This window comes from Marinobacter lutaoensis (assembly GCF_001981305.1).
Taxonomy (GTDB): domain Bacteria; phylum Pseudomonadota; class Gammaproteobacteria; order Pseudomonadales; family Oleiphilaceae; genus Marinobacter; species Marinobacter lutaoensis.
This window is the reverse complement of record NZ_MSCW01000007.1, coordinates 303,398-322,544: the sequence shown is the minus strand read 5'-3', so window position 1 is coordinate 322,544 and position 19,147 is coordinate 303,398. Positions and strand designations below refer to the sequence as shown.

The following is a 19,147-nucleotide window of genomic DNA, read 5'->3' as shown; positions in this document are numbered from 1 at the left end:
CTCCGATAGCCCGCTCCCTCCGCTTCCCGTGCCGGCGAGCCGGGATATCCGGGCCGCCGGAGGGCAAGGATCGACAGAAGCCTAGAAAAACACCTTCTCCCGGATCGCGGTGAGAAGGTGCTCTCATGATTACCGTTTGTTAACGATTTCGGCTCAGTTTACCGGAGTTTTGCTGCCGTCTGAATGCCATTCGTAGACGACGAACTCAAACGACTTCATGTCGCCCTTCTCGTCGTACTGAACGGTTCCGATCGGCGTCTGGAAGGTGCCGCTGTGCAGCGCCTTGGCGACTTCGTACGGATCGGAGGAACCCGCCTGCTTGATGCCGTCGGCAATCAGCTGGACCGCGGTGTAGGAGGTCAGCACGAACGGGCCGGAAGGGTCCTCGCCCTTGGCCTGGAATGCCTTGACCAGCTCCTGGTTTTCCGCCTTTTCATCGAAGCTGGGCGGCAGGGTGACCAACAGCCCTTCGGCGGCTTCACCGGCAATGGTGTTGATGTCCTTGTTACCCACGCCCTCGGGGCCCATGAACTTGGCGTCCAGGTCGGCCTGGCGTGCCTGGCGCAGGATCAGGCCCAGTTCGGGGTGGTAGCCGCCGTAGTAGACATAGTCGACGTCGGCTTGTTTGAGCTTGGTGATGAGGGAAGAGAAGTCCTTGTCACCGGCGGTGATCCCCTCGAACATGGCGATTTCAACGCCCTTGGCCTGCAGGGTGTCACGCACCGCGGTGGCAATGCCCTCGCCATACTGCTGCTTGTCGTGGACGATGGCCACGCGCTTGGGATTCTGGCTGGCGATGTAGTTACCGGCGACGGGGCCCTGCATGCTGTCCAGGCCGATGGTGCGGAACACCAGCTCGTAGCCGCGTTCGGTGATTTCCGGGTTGGTGGAGGCCGGGGTGATCATCAGCACGCCCTCGTCCTCGTAAATGTCGGAGGCCGGCTGGGTGGAGCTGGAGCACAGGTGGCCGACCACGAAGCGAACACCGTCGTTGACCAGGCTGTTGGCCACGGTGACGGCCTGTTTCGGGTCACAGACGTCGTCGTACTCGACGCCAACCAGTTTTTCGCCCATGACACCGCCGTTGGCGTTGATCTGCTCAATGGCCATGCGGGCTCCGGAGAATTGCATGTCGCCATACTGGGCCACGGGGCCGGTCATGGGGCCTGCAATGCCAATCTGGATCTCTGCTGCTGCCTGGCCTGCGGCCATCAGGGCAATGGAAGCGCTAACCGCTGTTGCGAGTTTTTTTACTGAGATTGTCATCGGGTCAGTCCTGTTAGGTTCAGGGTTATTCTTGTGTTCTCAGAGAGTTAAACATACACCACGGACTGCCGGTTGTCAAGCAGATCGGACCAGTGTTTGTTCCGGAACACAACTTTCTGCAAACACAACAATGTTTGGGGCCGGATGGCCCCGTCTGGGAACGCTGTAAGCAAACCCCGTGCCTGACTGGACCGTGTCACGTGTGGTTGCTGTCGTCCTGGTCCGGGAAGACCAGGGCCCGGAAGTTGTCGTGGTCGTGCAGCTGGGCAAAGCTCGGGTCCACCGAGGCGTCGTCCCGGTAAGCCTCGGAAATCCGGATGGCTTTTTCCAGCGTGCTGACGGCATCCTCCCATCGGCCAATCTCTGCGTAGGCGCAGGCCAGCTGGTAATGGGCGTGGCCATTGTCGGGGTCCAGCTTGAGCGCTCTCTGGCACAGACTAATGGCCCACAGGGGCTCTTGCAATTCCAGCACCGCGTCGGCCTTGTAGCTCAGTGCCTCGACGTCGTCGGGACGCAGGTCCAGGATGCGGTCGTATGCGGCAATCTTGTTCTGTTGGGAGGTCTCCTGGCTTGCTTTAAGCCAGAGCGAGTGCACCTCATTGGTGCGTTCGATTTCTTCCTGGTTCTGCTGGATGATGTCGGACTTCTGCTGCAGCTGTTCCTCGATGGCCTTGAGGCGACGTTCGTACTCCACCACCAGTTCGTTGACCCGCTTTTCGGCGACGCTGGCCAGCTGGTTGCGCATGTCCCGGATGGAATTCCAGCCAATCACCACCAGAATGGAGGTGGCGCCGGCGATCAGATAGAAGAAGTAGGTGACGGTGTCGGTGGCGTAGGACATGGTCTTGTCCGCCACCGTCAGCTCCTTGTCGACCACTTTCTCGATCAGCTCGGCGCGGGTGTCCATCATTTCCTTGCGCAGCGCCTTGCTTTCCTCCAGCAGGTACAGCTCGATGAACGGCGTGTACATTGGCTCGTCCAGATCGGAAAGGGCAGCCGCCACGTCCTCGGACGTGATATCTTTGCGCTCCGGTGGGGGCTCGTCGGCACCCTGGGCCCGGGCGGCCCCCGTCCCCAGCAGGGTGGCCAGCGCCAAGCCGGCGAGCAGGAGCCGGTGTGGAAGTTGCCGGAAACGGCGCGTGTCGCGTGATGTCATGGTGCTGCATCCGTGTGGCAGGGTGGGTTGAAAACCCTTGACCTTAGCATAGCGGCGCTCGGAATGAACGGCGGGCGGTCGCGCAGCCGGGTGCCGGAGCCGCTAAGTGGAAGTGCCCACTTGCATTTTCTGGTATAAAGACCTGTAATCATTAGTGCTGTAAATAATGTGTTGGATTGTCAGGATGGGGCGTGTCGATGGCGAGTCGCGAGCGGGCGCACTCGGTCACGGGGGCGGGCGCCGAATCCAGTCCAGGCCGGGCACTGGCCCCCGATCGGAGTAACGCGGTGAACAACTACGAGCAGGTATTGGTTGCGCTTAGGCGCGTGATCCGGGCTACGGATCTGCACTCCAAGCGCTTGAGCAAGCACGCCGGGCTGACCGGTCCCCAGCTACTGATCATGCGGACCATTCGCGATCTGGGCGAGGTGACCATCGGCACCATCGCCGATAAGGTCAGCCTGAGTCAGGCCACGGTCACCACCATCCTGGACCGTCTGGAACACCGCAAGCTGGTGTACCGGGTGCGGAGCACCAAGGACAAGCGCAAGGTGCATGCCCATCTCACCGAGGCCGGGGCTGAGCTGCTGGCCCGGGCGCCCAACCCGTTGCAGGAGGACTTCATCAAGAAGTTCCAGAGTCTGGATGAATGGGAGCAGACCATGATCCTGGCGGCGCTGCAGCGGGTGGCCAACATGATGGATGCTGATGATATCGACGCCTCGCCGGTGCTGACGGTCGGCTCCGTGCTCAACGACGACGGCTGGAAGGAAAAAGGCTAGGCCCGTGACGGCGCGGGCCGCAGCAGGGGCCGGGGAATCCCCGGCCCCTGTTCGTTGGCGGTCAGTGCACGGAGGAGCCGCGCTGGCGTTTGCTGCCGAAGCACACTTGGAACACGTCGTTGTAGTGCTTGGCGAAGTTTACCGTCAGTCCCTCTTTCAGGTAGTCCGGCAACTCCTCGTAGTCGCCCCGGTTGGCTTCCGGCAGAATCAGGTTGGTGATCTTCTGCCGCCGGGCGGCGATGACCTTCTCCCGAATGCCCCCCACCGGCAGCACCTGGCCCGTCAGGGTCAGCTCGCCGGTCATGGCGATGTTCGACTGCGGCGCCTCCTTGCGGGCCAGTGACAGCAGCGCGGTGGCCATGGTGATGCCGGCACTGGGGCCGTCCTTGGGGGTCGCACCTTCCGGAACGTGCAGGTGCACGAAGGACTTGTCGAAGAAGGTCGGGTCGCCCTTGTAACGCTTCAGGTTCGAGCACACGTAGCTGTAGGCGATCTCGGCCGATTCCTTCATTACGTTGCCCAGTTGGCCGGTCAGCTTGAAGCCGCGTTGGCTGCTGTGGATGCGGGAGGCCTCGATGCTCAGAGTGGCGCCGCCCATGGCGGTCCAGGCCAGTCCGGTGACCACGCCGACGCCGCGCAGCGATTTTTCCTTCCGGAATGGCGGTTGTCCCAGGTACTCCTGCAGGTCGGAGACCCCCACCTTCACCGGCCGGTCGGGGTGTTCCAGCAACTTCACGATGCCCTTGCGGACGATCTTGTGCAGCAACTTCTCCAGGTTGCGGACCCCCGCTTCCCGGGCGTAGCCCTCGATGACCTGGCGCAGCGCCGCGTCGCTGACGCTCAGCTGTTTCTTCATCAGTCCGGCCCGCTTGAGCAGGCGCGGCAGCAGGTGGTGCTTGGCGATGGCCAGCTTTTCCTCGGCGATGTAGCCGGACAGGCGAATGATGTCCATCCGGTCCAGCAGCGGCCGCGGGATGGTGTCCAGTTGGTTCGCGGTGCAGATGAACAGGACCTTGGAGAGGTCCATGCGCACATCCAGGTAGTGATCGAGGAACTCCCTGTTCTGCTCCGGGTCCAGGGTCTCCAGCAGGGCTGAAGCCGGGTCGCCCTGGTAGGAGGCACCGATCTTGTCGATCTCGTCGAGCATGATCACCGGGTTGCAGACCTTGCTGTCCTTGAGGGCCTGCACGAACTTGCCGGGCATGGCGCCGATGTAGGTGCGGCGATGCCCCTTGATCTCGGCCTCGTCGCGCATGCCTCCGACGCTGAACCGGTAGAACTTACGGCCAAGGGCGTCCGCCACGGAACGGCCGATGGAGGTCTTGCCCACGCCCGGTGGCCCCACCAGCAACAAGATGGAGCCGCTGATCTCGCCCTTGAAGGTGCCCTCGGCAAGGAACTCGATGATCCGGTCCTTCACGTCATCCAGGCCGTCGTGGTTGCGGTCCAGGACCCGGCGCGCCTCGGCCAAGTCGAAGTGATCCCGGGAATACTGGCCCCAGGGAACCTGGGTGAGCCAGTCCAGATAGTTGCGGGTCACGCCGTATTCCGGCGAGCCCTGTTCCAGTACCTGCAGCTTCTGCAGTTCCTCGCGGAAGCGTTCCTGAACCGCCTCCGGCGGCTCCAGCTCGGCCATGCGCTGCTCGAAGCGTTCGATGTCGGCGGTTTTGTCGTCCTTGGCCAGTCCCAGTTCCCGCTGAATCACCTTGAGCTGCTCGCGCAGGAAAAATTCGCGCTGGTGCTTCTGCACCTTGGCGTTCACTTCCTCGCTGATCTGGGATTGCAGGCGCGCCACCTCCTGCTCCTTGCGCATCAGCAACAGGACTTTCTCCATGCGCCGGAGCAGGGGCACCGTGTCCAGGACTTCCTGGAGCTCGGCGCCCGGGGCGCTGGTCATGGACGCGCCGAAGTCGGCCAGCGGTGAGCTGTCATCCGGCCCGAACCGGGAGAGGTACTGCTTCACTTCCTCGCCGTACAGCGGGTTGGAGCGCAGCAGCTCCTTGATGGCACTGATGATCGCCAGGGTGTACGCCTTGAGTTCGTCGGCGTCTTCCTCCGGCTCGCTCGGGTATTCCACCTCCACCAGATAGGGGGGCTTGCGCCGCAGCCACTGGACGATGCGAAAACGCTGCAGACCCTGGGCGATGAACTGGACTTTGCCGCCTTCCTTCTGGGCGTGGTGCACGCGCACGGCGCAGCCCATGGTTTCCAGCTGATGGCTTTCGGGAATGCCCTGGTCGGCGTCCTGTTCGGACACATAGCAGATGCCCAGCACCCGGTGGTCGGTTTCGCCCACGCGCTTGAGCGTTTCATGCCAGGGATCCTGATTGACCACCACCGGCTGTACCTGGGCCGGGAAGAACGGGCGGTTGGTTACCGGCAGCACGTACATGCGGCGGGGCATGATCTGCTGCGGCAGCACCAGGCTCTTGCTGTGCTCGTCCTTGCCGATGTACTCGGTAACGTCTTCTTCGAACTCCTCAAGGCTGTCTTTGCGGTTATCGTCGTTCATGCCGTGTTTAACATCCATCAGAGAGTAAGGATCGGAAGGGCGACCGGGAGTCATCCGCCCGCGTGTCTGGAATTACTAGCGAATGTGGCGCCTGTTGGCTCTATTTCAAGGTGGCGCGGGGCCGATGGGAGCGGGTTCGGGCCGTCGCGGTTGATTTTCCCGGCGGAGGCCCCATGATCGAGGCTACTGACTTCTTAAACATTTGTGGAAAAGGTGCCGGGTACCTCGATGAGCGATTCGTCCTACATTTTTGACGCCACCATGGAAAACTTCCAGCAGAAGGTGATGGAAGCCTCTGCCCAGACACCGATCCTGATTGACGTCTGGGCGGACTGGTGCGCGCCCTGCAAGCAGCTGATGCCGATTCTGGAAAAGCTGGCGAACGACTACAAGGGCGGCTTCCTGCTGGCCAAGGTCAATGCCGACCAGCAGCCGGAGCTGACCGCGAGCCTGGGGGTTCGCAGCCTGCCGACCGTGATTCTGGTCAAGAACGGGCAGGCGGTGGACGGCTTCAACGGTGCCCTGCCGGAAAGTGAAATCCGCAAAGTGCTGGAGAAGCACGTGGAAGCCCCGGCGGAGGACCCGTACGACACCGCGCACCGCCTGTGGCAGGCCGGTGACCTTCAGGGGGCCATGGACCTGCTGTCGGAGTTGAACCGGCAGGACCCGGAAAACATGAAGGTGCTGATCGACCTGGCGCAGCTGAAGGCGGAAACCGGTGATGTCGATGCGGCCGAGCAGGTGCTCGAGAGCCTGCCCCCGGAAGAGAAAATGCAGCACCAGGCCCGGCAGCTGGCGGCGCGGGTGAAATTTCTCAAGCAGGCGGGTCAGTTGCCGCCGATGTCGGAGCTGGAGCAAACCCTGGCGGCCGAGCCGGACAATGCCGAGGCCCTGCATCAGCTGGCCCTGCACCATGTGCTCAAGGGCAACAACGCCCAAGCCATGGAACTGCTGATCCGCCTGATGCAGGTGGACAGCCAGTACCGGGATGGCATCGCCAAGACCACCCTGGTGGAGCTGTTCGACAAGCTGGGCAACAGTGACCCGGATGTCCGAGTATACCGTCGCAAGCTCTACACGCTGATGCACTGACCTGCGCCGCGAGTAAAAAAACGGGGTGCCGCTGGGGCACCCCGTGCCGGCATCAGCCGTTGCCTTTTCTCATCTGCTCGTACTCGTCCTCGAAGAAGAATTTGTCCTCCCCGAACGCCGGCTCCAGTTCGTGCAGCCAGGTGGCGGTCTCACTGTACTTGGCGAAGAACGGGCGCTGGACCCAGTCCGGGTTGCGTCCCTGCAGGAAGCGCAGTACGAAGACCTTCTCACCGTGAATCTCGGTGATGCCCTGAACCTCCACCTTGCCGGGGCCGGCACTCATGGAGGGGCCACGGGCGGTACGGCCAAGACCAGAGACCTGCTTCATCGCCTCTCGATAGATCTCGTAGGCCCGCGCCAGCGGCACCTCGAAATAGTTCTTGGCGCCGGTATCGCGCTCGACAAACATGTAGTAGGGGATGATGCCCAGTTGCACCTGCTTCTTCCAGAGCCGGGCCCAAGCTTCGGGGTGGTCGTTGACGTGGCGGATCAGGGGGCCCTGGGCGCGGATCTCGGCACCGGTGGCGCGGATGCGGCGAATGGCCTCCTCCGCGATGTCGGTGGACATCTCCTGCCAGTGGTTGTAGTGGGCCATGATGGCCACGTGCTTGCCGGCGTCCACCAGGCGCGTCAGCAGTTCGATCAGCTCGTCGGCGTCGTTGTCGGTCACGAACCGGTAGGGCCAGAAGGTGAGGGCCTTGGTGCCGATGCGGATGGTTTGGATGTGGTCATACTCCGGTGCCAGCAGCGGCTCCAGGTATTGCACCAGGTTGTGGGTCTTCATCACCATCGGGTCGCCGCCGGTGACCAGCAGGTCGGTCACCTCGGTGTGCTCGCGCAGGTAGCGGTGCAGCTTTTCCGCCTCGGTGCTGGCCATCTTCAGTTCCTTGTCGCCCACGAACTGGGCCCAGCGGAAGCAGAACGTGCAGTAGGAATGGCAGGTCTGGCCCTGGGCCGGGAAGAACAGCACCGTCTCCCGGTACTTGTGCTGCAGGCCGTTGAGCTTTTCGCCGTCCAGCTCCGGGATGTTCATGGCCATCTGGCCGGCCGGATGCGGGTTCAGCGCCTCCCGGATTTCCCGGGCGGCGGCCTGGATGGTTTGCTTGTCCGCACCCTCCCGGTGCAGCCGTGCCATACGCTCGAAATGTTCATCCTTGAGCATGCCCCGTTGCGGGAAGACCAGTTGGTAGATCGGATCGTCTGGAACCTTGTCCCAGTTGATCAGCTCGTTGATCACGTATTCATTGACCCGGAACGGCAGCACGCTGGCCACCACCTTCATTTCAAACAGCGTGTCCTCGGGGAGAGTCTGGATGGCCTCAATCTTGTCGAGCTGCCGGTCGGTATAGACCTTGAAGCGCCGTTCCTCGAAGTCAGTGACCGGGATCCTGTTCGGGAAGGTGACAATGGAGTTCATAGATCGCCCTCTCTCGGTTGTTGTGTTTTTGGTGTGTGGAGGTCGGCCTGAGGGGCCGGTCTCCGTTGGTCAAAAAATGGGCAGGGGAGTATACCGGAATTGGTGAATGTTTTCAGGTCTAAATGAATCGCTGGCCACGAGGCTGGCTCGGGCCCCGGCCGGACCGGGTGGTTTCGGGGGCCGTCTTCCGGACTAAGACCTTGGTCTGAGGCCGGTTGTCTGGCATCCAAGAAACCCTCATTATTGCGTAAGTAACCGAAATCAGCCGCTGAAAAGACGGAAAAATTCCGCCCGTGGTGACCTATTTGCACCAAAATGAAGTAAAAATACTACAATAGGGCCCGCATCATCGGTCGGGCTTCCCGCCGGCTGGCCGGGCAGGGGCCGCAGGCCCGCACCGGTGCCCGGGCCAGACAGGAAAACTCCGGAAGCTGTTCTATGCTTGATGGATGTCCCGAAGTGCTGCCCGGCAGTACAGCTATCAGGCTGATACACCGAAAAAAACACGGCTTTTCAACGCAGCTTTTTCATTCTTGCAGTGCGCCAGGCCGCCGACCGTGGCCCGCAATGCACCTTTTGATGCCAAGGGGAGGGTTTGATGTACCAGGACGATGATCCCATTGAAACCAGCGAGTGGCTGGATGCGCTCGAGTCGCTGATTGAAAACGAAGGCGTGGACCGTGCCAAGTTCATACTGGAACGCCTGTCCGAACGCGCCAGCCGCGAGGGAACCGAGCTGCCGTATTCCATCACCACGCCGTTCCGCAACACCATTCCGGTCACGGACGAGGCTCGCATGCCGGGCGACCTGTTCATGGAGCGCCGGATCCGCTCCCTGATCCGCTGGAACGCCATGGCCATGGTGGTCCGGGCGAACAAGCGCCCGGGTGACCTGGGTGGACACATCTCCACCTTCTCCTCGGCCGCGACCCTGTACGACGTGGGCTTCAACTATTTTTTCCACGCCGGCGACGAGACCCGCGAGTCGGATCTGGTGTACTTCCAGGGCCACGCGGCGCCCGGCATCTACGCCCGTTCCTTCCTGGAGGGCCGGTTCGACGAGAAGCAGCTGGACAAGTACCGTGAGGAAGTGGACGGCGAAGGCCTGTCCTCCTATCCCCACCCCTGGCTGATGCCGGACTACTGGCAGTTCCCCACGGTGTCCATGGGGCTCGGCCCGATCCAGGCCATCTATCAGGCTCACGTCATGAAATATCTGCACAGTCGCGAGCTGATCGACATGACCGGTCGCAAGGTCTGGTGTTTTGTCGGCGACGGCGAGTGCGACGAGCCGGAGACCCTGGGTTCCATCTCCAAGGCCGGCCGCGAGAAGCTGGATAACCTGATTTTCGTGGTCAACTGCAACCTACAGAGGCTGGACGGCCCGGTGCGTGGCAACGGCAAGATCATCCAGGAGCTGGAAGGGGTCTTCCGTGGCGCTGGCTGGAACGTGATCAAGGTGGTCTGGGGCCGCATGTGGGACCCGCTGTTCGAGAAAGACGAGGACGGCATCATGCAGCGGGCCATGGACGAGATCTGCGATGGCGACCTGCAGAACTTCACCTCCAACGGCGCCGCCTACACCCGCAAGGAGTTCTTCGGCCGCTACCCGGAGCTGGCGAAGCTGGCGGAGAACCTGTCCGACGAGGACATCAACAAGCTGAACCGGGGCGGACACGACCCGTACAAGGTGTACGCCGCCTATCACAAGGCTGTGAACCAGGCCAATGGCCGGCCCACGGTCATCCTGGCGCATACCATCAAGGGCTATGGGTTCGGCGCCGCCGGCGAAGCCAAAAACACCGCGCACTCCCTGAAGAAACTGGACCTGGACACCCTGAAGGCGTTCCGGGACCGTTTCGGCGTGCCGCTTAAGGACGACGAACTGGAGGACGTGCCCTACTACCGCCCGGCGCCGGACAGCCCCGAAATCGTGTACATGAACAAGCGCCGGCAAGAGCTGGGGGGCTTCTATCCCAAACGCCGCAAGGACTGCCAGCCGCTCCAGATTCCCGCTCTGGACATCTTCAAGCCCGTGCTGGAAGGCTCCAACGGCCGCGAAATTTCCACCACCATGGCCTTCGTGCGTATCCTCAGCGCCCTGGTCAAGGACAAGCGCATTGGCAAGCGGGTCGTGCCGATCGTACCGGACGAGGCCCGCACCTTCGGCATGGAGGGCATGTTCCGGCAGCTGGGCATCTACACCTCCGAGGGCCAGAAGTACGTGCCCCAGGACCGTGACCAGATCATGTACTACCGGGAGGACAAGAAAGGCCAGATCCTTCAGGAAGGCATCAACGAGGACGGCGCCATGGCGGCCTGGATGGCGGCGGCGACCTCCTACAGCACCAACAACTTCCCGCTGATTCCGTTCTACATCTTCTATTCGATGTTCGGCTTCCAGCGGGTGGGGGATCTGGCCTGGGCCTCCGGCGACATCCAGGCTCGCGGGTTCCTGATCGGCGGCACCGCCGGCCGCACCACCCTCAACGGCGAGGGTTTGCAGCACCAGGACGGTCACAGCCACGTGCTGGCCAACACCATCCCCAACTGCAAGGCCTACGATCCCGCCTACGCCTACGAGCTGGCCGTGGTGATCCGGCACGGCATGAAGGAGATGTTCGAGGAGAACCGGAACGTCTTCTACTACCTGACGGTGGAGAACGAGAACTACGAGCAGCCGGCCATGCCCGAAGGCTGCGAGGACGGCATCATCCGTGGCATGTACAAGTTCGAGTCGGTCGAGGTGAAAGGCCGTAAGAAAGCGCCCCGGGTTCAGCTGCTCGGCTCCGGCGCGATCATGAACGAAGTGCGTGCCGCCGCTCAGTTGCTGAAGGATGACTGGGGCGTGGCGTCCGACGTCTGGAGCGTCACCAGCTACAACGAGCTGGCCCGCGACGGCCAGCACGCCCATCGCTGGAACCTCCTGCACCCGGACGACAACCCCAAGAAGCCGTACGTGACCCAGTGTCTGGAAAACCAGCCGGGACCGGTGGTGTCCTCCACCGACTACATCAAGCTGCACTCCGAACAGCTGCGGGCGTACATCCCGAAAACCTACCTCACGCTGGGCACCGATGGCTTCGGCCGCAGCGACACCCGGGAAAAACTGCGTCACTTCTTCGAGGTGGACCGCTACTACGTGACCGTGACGGCGCTTTCCGCCCTGGCGAAGGACGGTGAGGTCGACAAGGAGCGGGTCCTCGAAGCCATGCGCAAGTACGGCATCGACCGCAACAAACCGAACCCGGTGCAGAGCTGAGGAGACCGCCACATGAGTGAACAGGAAATCAAGGTTCCCGATCTCGGCGGTGCCGAGGAAGTCGAGGTTATCGAGATCATTGTCAGTGAAGGTGATTCCGTCGCCGAGGAGGATCCCATCCTGGCCGTCGAGTCCGACAAGGCCTCGGTGGAACTGCCGGCCCCGGTGGCCGGCAAGGTGACCCGGATCACGGTGAAGGTCGGCGACAAGGTCCGTGAGGGCGATGTCGTCGGCATGATCGTCGCCGACGGCGAGTCCGCCGCGCAGGATGATGCCGAGGCCGAGCCCCGGGCCGCCGAGCCGGACACCCCGGCTGCCGAGCCCGCGCCGGCGCCGAAGGCCGCCGGGGGTAGCCGCCGGGAGACCGTCAAGGTGCCGTCCCTGGACGGGTTTGAGCAGGTGCCGGTGATCGAACTCAACGTTGCCGAGGGCGATACCATCGCCGAAGAAGACGCTCTGGTGACCGTGGAGTCGGATAAGGCCACCATGGAAATCCCCTCGCCGTTCGCCGGCAAGGTGGAGCGGATTCTGGTCAAAGTCGGGGACAAGCTGTCCGAAGGCGACGACCTGCTGGAAATGACGGTGACCGACGCCGGCGCCCCCCCGGCGGCCGAGTCGCCGGAGCCGGCCCCGGCCGAGCCATCACGGCCGGCCGAGCCCCGCGAATCCGCGAAGCCCGAGCCCGCGCCGCAACCCCTGGGCGCCACCTATGAAATGCCGACGCCCGGGGCCAAGGTGCACGCCGGCCCGGCGGTCCGCAAACTGGCCCGGGAACTGGGAGTCGACCTGGCCCGGGTCAAGGGCAGCGGTCCCAAGGGGCGGATCGTCAAGGACGATGTCCAGGCCTATGTGAAGCGCCAGCTGCAGCAGGTGCAGCAGGGAGCCGGGGGCGCGCCCGCCAGTGGCATTCCCGGGGTGAAACTGCCGGATTTCAGCCAGTTCGGCGACATCGAACGCGAACCCATGTCCCGGATCATGGCGGCGACTGCGGCCAACATGCAGCGTAGTTGGCTCAACGTGCCCCACGTCACCCAGTTCGACGAGGCGGACATCACCGACATGGAAGCGTTCCGCAAGGCCCAGAAGGCGGCCGCCGAGAAGAAAGGCGTCAAGCTGACGCCACTGGCGTTCCTGCTCAAGGCCTGCGCCGCCGCACTGGCGGAGCTGCCGCAGTTCAACGTGTCGCTGGACATGGAGCGCAAGGAAGTCATTCGCAAGAAATACATCCACATCGGCATCGCGGTGGATACGCCGCACGGCCTGATGGTGCCGGTGGTCCGGGATGTGGATCAGAAAGGCCTCTGGCAACTGGCGGCCGAGAGCGCGGAGCTGGCCAGGAAAGCCCGCGACAAGGAGCTCAAGCCGGCCGACATGCAGGGCGCCTGTTTCACCATCACCAGCCTCGGTGGCATTGGCGGCACCGCGTTCACCCCCATCGTGAATACGCCGGAAGTGGCGATTCTCGGGGTCTCCAAGGCGGCCATGAAACCGGTGTGGGATGGCCAGGCCTTCCAGCCCCGGCTGATGCTGCCGCTGTCGCTGTCCTACGACCACCGCGCGGTGAACGGTGCCGACGCGGCACGCTTCACCACGCGACTGGCGCAGCTGCTCGGGGATATCCGGACGCTGTTGCTGTAACGGCGGGAGGCTGGCGGATGCGCCCGGTGCGCATCCGCAGCGGGAACGACAACGGGGGCCTGCAGGCCCCCGTTTTTTTACTCAGTTGGCGAAGAACATCCAGTCGAAGTAGTCGTGGAGGGCCAGCAGCGTGGCTTCCTCTTCCGGCTGGGTCAGTTCGAACAACAGGTCGGAGTGTTTGGCTTGTTTCATGGCGACACCTCTCTGTCAGACGATGGGGCCACCTCCCGTGGCCCGTGCAGCTTTGCTCCTGCATTCGCCGTGCCAAACCTCGGAGCTCGGTCCCGGAGCGGTTCGCCGGGGCTGTCCGGGGGGCGAAGGTGACGCTCCGATGCCTTCTTTGGGAGCCGCCTGCACCAGCCTGGGGCCCTGGTCGGAAGCCGCGCCCCGGTCAGGCCGGGGCGGTACTGACGTCTGCCCGCCCGACCTTGACCAGCGCGTAGCTCACGCCAATAAACAGCGAGCCAACGGCAATGGCCAGCAAGTACAGCGGCACCGCGCTGACGGCGTTGGGGATGGCCAGTACGAACAGGCCGCCGTGGGGGGCCATCAATTTCACCGAGAACAGCATGGACAGTGCCCCGGTGATGGCGCCGCCCACCATGCACACCGGAATCACCCGCAGCGGGTCCTTGGCCATGAACGGAATCGCGCCCTCGGAAATGAAGCACAGGCCCAGCACGAACGAAGCCCGACCGGCCTGCCGTTCGGCCTCGGCGAACTTGCGCGGAGCAATGAATGACGCCACGCCCATGCCGATGGCCGGTACCATGCCCGCCGCCATGATCGCGGCCATCGGTGCGGAACCGCCGCTGGCCTCGGACAGCAGGCCCACGCCAAAGGTGTAGGCGGCCTTGTTGACCGGGCCGCCGAGATCGAAGCACATCATGGCTCCGAGAATGGCGCCGAGCAGGATGGCGTTGGTGGTGCCCATGCTTTCCAGAAAACCGGTCAGGCCGTCCATGATCGCCGCCATCGGTTCACCGATGACGTAGATCATGCCCAGGCCGGTCACCAGGCTGGCGACCAGGGGGATGATCAGGATTGGCTTCAGGGACTCGATGCTCTCGGGCAGGGGCAGCTTGCGGCTGACGAAGCGGGCGACGTATCCGGCCAGGAAACCCGCCACGATGCCGCCGAGGAAACCGGCCCCCAGGTCACTGGCCAGGTAGCCACCGATCATGCCCGGCGCCAACCCCGGTCGGTCGGCGATGGACCAGGCGATGTAGCCGGCCAGCAGCGGCACCATCAGTTTGAATGCGGTGCCGCCGCCGATCTGCATCAGGGCCGCTGCCAGGGTGCCTTCCTCCTGGAAAGCTTCAATCCCGAACACGAAGGACAGCGCAATCAGCAGGCCGCCGGCCACCACCATCGGCAGCATGAAGGAAACCCCGGTCAGCAGGTGTTTGTACGGGCCCCGTTTTGCGCCGCTGCTTCGGGCTTTGGGCGGGTTGCCTTCAAACTCCCGAGCGTGGGCGATGGCCTCCCGGAGTGTTTCCGCCGGCTGCTTCAGGGCGGTGCTGGTGGAGGTGCGCCACACCCGCTTGCCGGCGAAGCGGCTGGGGTCCACTTCGATGTCGCAGGCCAGGATCACCAGGTCCGCCGAGGCGATCTCGTCCGCCGTCAATGGATCGCGGGCGCCGACGGAGCCCTGGGTTTCCACGCGGATCCGGTGGCCGGCGGCCTCCGCCGCGGCGGTCAGGGCTTCCGCCGCCATGAAAGTGTGGGCCACGCCGGTGGGGCAGGCGGTCACGGCGACGATGCGCAGGCCGCCCTCGTCCGGGGGTACGGTCTCAGGTTCTGCCGTGGCCTGAGTGTCCGGACGCCAGGGCCTGGCCTCGGCCCGGGCCCGGTCGAGAACGGCGTCGGGATCGGACAGGGCCGCGGTGACCGGAACCTGCCACAGGGGCTTGCCGGCATACGCGTCCAGGTCCACCGGCACGCCGACGGCGGCGATCACCAGGTCCGCCCGCGCCACGGCGGTGGTGTCGGGCGGGGTCTCCGCGCCGCCGTCCGGCCCCCGCAGGTCGGTGGTGACCGACCAGCCACGTTGCCGGGCCGCCCGCGTCAGCGCTCGGGCGGCAAGAAATCGGGTGGCCACGCCCTGGGGGCAGGCGGTCACAATCATCACATTCATCTTGGCATCTCCCCGGTGTTGTTGTGCCCGGGCCCGCGTTGAACCCGGGTGAGTTGGAGCAGGGTGGGAAGGTCCGCCGCGTCGGGGTGACCGACGCCAACGTGTCGCACGCATTCGGCGGACAGGGCCGTGGCGAACCGGAGCACCTCGGGGGCCGGCCATTGCTTCAGCATCCCGTGCAGCATGGCGGCCAGCAGGGTGTCGCCGGCACAGACGGTGCTGACCGCCCGGACCGGTGGCACCTGGGCCTGAAACGTGCCGCTGGGAGCGAGCCAGAGCACGCCGTCGGCGCCCAGTGAGACGATGACTTGCGCCACGCCGCCGGCCTGAAGCCGGCGTGCGGCCGACCTCACCGAGGCCAGGTCCGGCAGCTGGTGTCCGGCCCATTCCGACAGCTCCTCGGCATTGGGTTTCAGCGCGAAGGGGCGGGCAGCAACACCGGCCGTCAGGGCGTCCCCGGAGGTGTCCAGCCATACCGGAATGCCGGCGTCACCGGCCTGTTGCACCAGCCGGGCCAGCCCGCTGGCGGGCAGGCCCGGCGGCAGACTGCCACCGATCACCACGGCATCGCAGCCCGCGAGTTCGGAGGCCAGGCGCCGTTGCAGCGGCTCCAGGGCGGTGTCCGGTACCGGTGTGCCGGTGCCGTTCAGGTCGGTGAGCCGGCCATCGGATTCGGCGATCTTGACGTTGATCCGGTTCTGCCCGGGAATGCGCAGGAACCGGTCCCGCAACCCCTCGGCCTCGAACAGTCGCTCGAACGGCGCCGCGTTGGCCTCGCCCAGCAGTCCGGTGACGGTGACGGTGTGGCCGAGCCGCGCCAGTACCCGGGCCACGTTGATCCCCTTGCCGGCCGGCTCCAGCCGGGTATTGGCGGTCCGGTTGACCTCGCCCAGTGCCAGGCGCGGGGTTTCCACGCTCAGGTCCAGGGCCGGATTCAGGGTCACGGTGAGAATGTGGGCCATCAGCCGGCCTCCAGGGCGTCGCGGACCTCGGCGGCGGTGGCCAGGGACAGAGCCCGGTGTGCCTGCCGGCGGGCCGTGGCAAGGTCCAGGTTGCGGATGCATGCCTTCACCAGCGGGACCCGGCGGCTGGTGACCGAGAGCTCGTCCACGCCGAGGCCGACCAGTACCGGAACGGCTTGGGGGTCGGAGGCCAGCTCGCCGCACACTCCGACCCAGCGGCCATGGTCGTGGGCCGCTTCCACCGTCATCCGAATCAGCCTCAGAACCGCCGGGTGCAGGCCGTCCGCCTCGGCGGACAGTGTGCCGTGACCGCGGTCGATGGCCAGGGTGTACTGCGTCAGGTCATTGGTGCCAATGGAAAAGAAATCCACCTCGGGGGCCAGGCTCTGGGCCAGCAGGGCACAGGAGGGCACCTCGACCATGACCCCGACCTGGAGGTCGGCGACCGGAACGTCCGCCTGCACCCGGTCGACGATCGCCCGGGCCGCCCGGAACTCCGCCACATCCTTCACCATGGGGAACATGATGCGCAGGGGGCGGTCGCCGGCGGCGGTCAGCAGGGCCTGCACCTGGGTTTCGAGAATGTCCGGCCGGGACAGGGACAGCCGGATGCCGCGCATCCCCAAGAACGGGTTGTCCTCCCGGGGCAGGGGCCAGTAGTCCAGCGGTTTGTCACCGCCTACGTCCAGGGTCCGGGCCACCAGCGGCCGTCCGTCCAGGGCCGCAAACGCCTGCCGGTACTCGTGGACTTGCGTCTCCAGGTCCGGCGCCTCCGGGTGTGCCATGAAAATGAATTCGGTCCGGAGCAGGCCAACGCCATCGGCGCCCCGTGCCACCGCGTCCGGTGTGTGGGCGGTGTTGCCCAGGTTGGCACAGACTTCAACGGTATGGCCGTCCGTCGTTGTCGCCGGCTGATGGCGGCATTCGTGGGCCCGGGCCTGCAGCGCCGACAGGTGTTCCAGGCGGCGGTGAATGCGCTCCCGGCGCTCGCGGCCCGGGTTGGCGACCAGACAGCCCCGTTCGCCGTCCACCACCAGGTCGGTGCCGTCGGCAAGAGTCAGTACCCGCTCACCGGCCCCAACCACCGCTGGCAGGCCCAGGGCCCGAGCCAGGATTGCGCTGTGGGCGGTCGCTCCGCCCCGGGCGGTCACCAGGCCGCGTACCCGGGTGAGGTCGAGCCGGGCCACATCCGAGGGACCCAGGTCCTCCGCCACCAGAACATAGGGTGTATCCGGCGGGGTCGGCAGGGCCGCGCCGCACAGGTTGGCCAGTACCCGTCGGCCGACGTCCCTCAGGTCCGCGGCCCGCTCCGCCAGTACCCGGTCGGCAAGAGTTTCCTGGGCCCGGGCCGCGGTCTCGATGGCTCGCCACCAGGCAGCCTCGGCGGACGCGCCCTCGTGGATGGCTTCGACGGCGGCCTGATACAGGTCCTCGTCCCGCAGCATTTCCACATGGACTGAGAGAATGGGCGCGGCCTCGCCGCCCTCGGCCTGACGGATCAGAGTTTGCAGCTGCCCGGCGGCGTCCTTCAAGGCCTGTTGCAGACGCCGGATCTGCTCTGCGCCGTCATTGGCCGTATCCGGGTAAGTCAGGGTGGGGGGGCGCATCACGAATGCCGGAGCCAGTGCCAGTCCCGGCGAGGCGGCAACGGCTTTGATCGGCTGGTCGTCCACCAGGGGGGCCGGCGGCTCGAGGTCGGCGTGGGTCGCGCGGGTTTCCGCCGTGGCCAGGGGCGCAACCGCCTCGCCCAGCCCCTCGTGAATGGCCCGGGTCAGGGCGGCGATGGCCTGTTCGGCGTCCTCGCCGGTGGCGGAGAGGCGCAGGGTCTGGCCCCGGCGCGCACCCAGTCCGATTACCCGGGTCAGGCTGGTGGCCGATACCGCCGGGCCGTCGCCCTCCAGGAGCCGGATTCGGATGTGGGCGTTGTGGCGGCGGGCCTCCTGGACCAAGTGCTTGGCGGGGCGGGCGTGCAGCCCAGGGTGGTTAAGCAGGGTCACCGTCGCCGTGACCGCCGGCCCGGCTTCCCCCGACATTCCGGCCAGCCATGCCTCGGCGTCCAGACGGTCCATGGGGGCGTTGCCGGCCAGGATATGGTCGATCCGTTCCAGCAGCTCGTCGGCCGCATCCCGGGGTGCCGCCAGACAGAACACGCCCTGAAGCCCGGGTGTCGGTGTTGCCGGAGTGGCCAGGGCCAGGGCCGGATGCCGGGCCCCCTCGGTGTGATGGCTCAGCCAGAACCCCCGGCCCAGATCGATGGGGTTTTGCTCGGCGATCCGGGCCAGGAAGCCGGTGTCGATGCAGTGCAGGCGATGCAGACGGGCGGCGGCCACCAGGGCGAGTTCGGCGGGGCTGGTGGCCGCGACGCCGAGGCACAGGGTCTCGCGGTCGCACTTCGGGGTAACGGGGGTGCGGGAAAGACGGGCCGCCAGGTCGCCGGCATCGGTGATTCGGGACAGGGTGTCCGGCAGGTCGGGGGTGTCGAGAACGCGGGTGAGATGGCGCAGGATGTCCAGGTGCTCGTCCGACTGGGCGGCAATGGCCACCAGCACGTGCACCCGGGCGCCATCATGCCAGGTGATGCCGTCGGGAAACTGCAGCACGCGGACGCCGGTCGCCACCACCGCGCCCCGGCTTTCGGGGGTGCCATGGGGGATGGCGATGCCATGGCCGAGAACCGTGGACGACTGCCGCTCCCGGGTCATCATGCCATCAAGGTAGTCGGGGGTGGTATAGCCGGCCTGTTCCAGGTCCCGGGCGGCCTGTGCCAGTGCTTCCTTCCAGTCTGTGGCCCGGGCACCCAGTCGAATGTCGTTGGCGGTCAGCGTCAGCATGTCGGGCGCCTCGCGTTGTTGTTTTGAATGCGGGTTTATTTTTGCTGAATCGTGTCAGCAAACGTAAAATCGATGATGAAACAGATATCATT

11 protein-coding genes are annotated in these 19,147 nt (G+C 65.1%); 4 read left to right on the top strand and 7 right to left on the bottom strand.

Annotated features, from left to right (window positions below):
• Window positions 1–153 precede the first annotated feature (153 nt).
• Window positions 154–1,266, bottom strand: coding sequence for a branched-chain amino acid ABC transporter substrate-binding protein (locus BTO32_RS11055; protein WP_076724696.1), 1,113 nt, complete (start codon window positions 1,264–1,266; stop codon window positions 154–156).
• A gap of 196 nt (window positions 1,267–1,462) precedes the next feature.
• Entirely contained in the window at window positions 1,463–2,422 is a 960-nt protein-coding gene (locus BTO32_RS11050) for a tetratricopeptide repeat protein (protein ID WP_076724695.1), read from the bottom strand.
• A gap of 287 nt (window positions 2,423–2,709) precedes the next feature.
• Between BTO32_RS11050 and BTO32_RS11045 the strand changes: the two genes are divergently transcribed.
• A complete protein-coding gene (locus tag BTO32_RS11045; protein WP_076725083.1) occupies window positions 2,710–3,204 on the top strand; it encodes a MarR family winged helix-turn-helix transcriptional regulator in 495 nt (164 codons plus the stop codon).
• Between the two features lie 61 nt (window positions 3,205–3,265).
• On the opposite strand, the gene lon is transcribed toward BTO32_RS11045, so the two are convergent.
• Entirely contained in the window at window positions 3,266–5,716 is a 2,451-nt protein-coding gene (gene lon, locus BTO32_RS11040; protein WP_076724694.1) for an endopeptidase La, read from the bottom strand.
• A gap of 228 nt (window positions 5,717–5,944) precedes the next feature.
• Between lon and trxA the strand changes: the two genes are divergently transcribed.
• Window positions 5,945–6,808 carry a thioredoxin gene (trxA, locus tag BTO32_RS11035; RefSeq protein ID WP_076724693.1) on the top strand — a complete coding sequence of 288 codons (864 nt, stop codon included), beginning with the start codon at window positions 5,945–5,947 and terminating at the stop codon, window positions 6,806–6,808.
• Window positions 6,809–6,860: 52 nt separating this feature from the next.
• Here trxA and BTO32_RS11030 read toward each other — a convergent pair whose 3' ends face one another.
• Complete coding sequence (locus tag BTO32_RS11030; protein ID WP_076724692.1) at window positions 6,861–8,225, bottom strand: KamA family radical SAM protein; 1,365 nt, start codon at window positions 8,223–8,225, stop codon at window positions 6,861–6,863.
• Between the two features lie 598 nt (window positions 8,226–8,823).
• Between BTO32_RS11030 and aceE the strand changes: the two genes are divergently transcribed.
• A complete protein-coding gene (gene aceE / locus BTO32_RS11025) occupies window positions 8,824–11,487 on the top strand; it encodes a pyruvate dehydrogenase (acetyl-transferring), homodimeric type (RefSeq protein ID WP_076724691.1) in 2,664 nt (887 codons plus the stop codon).
• 12 nt (window positions 11,488–11,499) lie between these two features.
• On the top strand, window positions 11,500–13,125 hold the full coding sequence (gene aceF, locus BTO32_RS11020) for a dihydrolipoyllysine-residue acetyltransferase (RefSeq protein WP_076724690.1): 1,626 nt from the start codon (window positions 11,500–11,502) through the stop codon (window positions 13,123–13,125).
• 391 nt (window positions 13,126–13,516) lie between these two features.
• On the opposite strand, the gene BTO32_RS11015 is transcribed toward aceF, so the two are convergent.
• From BTO32_RS11015 to ptsP, 3 genes are read right to left on the bottom strand one after another with little or no spacing between them, the layout of a single operon-like run.
• Window positions 13,517–15,262, bottom strand: a complete 1,746-nt coding sequence (locus BTO32_RS11015; RefSeq protein WP_076724689.1) for a PTS fructose-like transporter subunit IIB — start codon at window positions 15,260–15,262, stop codon at window positions 13,517–13,519.
• A complete protein-coding gene (gene pfkB, locus BTO32_RS11010) occupies window positions 15,259–16,224 on the bottom strand; it encodes a 1-phosphofructokinase (RefSeq protein ID WP_076724688.1) in 966 nt (321 codons plus the stop codon). Before pfkB ends, BTO32_RS11015 begins: the two co-directional genes overlap by 4 nt.
• Window positions 16,224–19,055 carry a phosphoenolpyruvate--protein phosphotransferase gene (ptsP, locus tag BTO32_RS11005; RefSeq protein WP_076724687.1) on the bottom strand — a complete coding sequence of 944 codons (2,832 nt, stop codon included), beginning with the start codon at window positions 19,053–19,055 and terminating at the stop codon, window positions 16,224–16,226. Before ptsP ends, pfkB begins: the two co-directional genes overlap by 1 nt.
• Window positions 19,056–19,147: the final 92 nt, after the last annotated feature.

Coding starts and splice junctions, on each gene's coding strand:
- ptsP (WP_076724687.1), bottom strand. CDS start 19,055: ATGCTGACGCTGACCGCCAACGACATTCGACTGGGTGCCCGGGCCACA.
- trxA (WP_076724693.1), top strand. CDS start 5,945: ATGAGCGATTCGTCCTACATTTTTGACGCCACCATGGAAAACTTCCAG.
- BTO32_RS11015 (WP_076724689.1), bottom strand. CDS start 15,262: ATGAATGTGATGATTGTGACCGCCTGCCCCCAGGGCGTGGCCACCCGA.
- BTO32_RS11050 (WP_076724695.1), bottom strand. CDS start 2,422: ATGACATCACGCGACACGCGCCGTTTCCGGCAACTTCCACACCGGCTC.
- BTO32_RS11030 (WP_076724692.1), bottom strand. CDS start 8,225: ATGAACTCCATTGTCACCTTCCCGAACAGGATCCCGGTCACTGACTTC.
- lon (WP_076724694.1), bottom strand. CDS start 5,716: ATGAACGACGATAACCGCAAAGACAGCCTTGAGGAGTTCGAAGAAGAC.
- BTO32_RS11055 (WP_076724696.1), bottom strand. CDS start 1,266: ATGACAATCTCAGTAAAAAAACTCGCAACAGCGGTTAGCGCTTCCATT.
- aceF (WP_076724690.1), top strand. CDS start 11,500: ATGAGTGAACAGGAAATCAAGGTTCCCGATCTCGGCGGTGCCGAGGAA.
- pfkB (WP_076724688.1), bottom strand. CDS start 16,224: ATGGCCCACATTCTCACCGTGACCCTGAATCCGGCCCTGGACCTGAGC.
- aceE (WP_076724691.1), top strand. CDS start 8,824: ATGTACCAGGACGATGATCCCATTGAAACCAGCGAGTGGCTGGATGCG.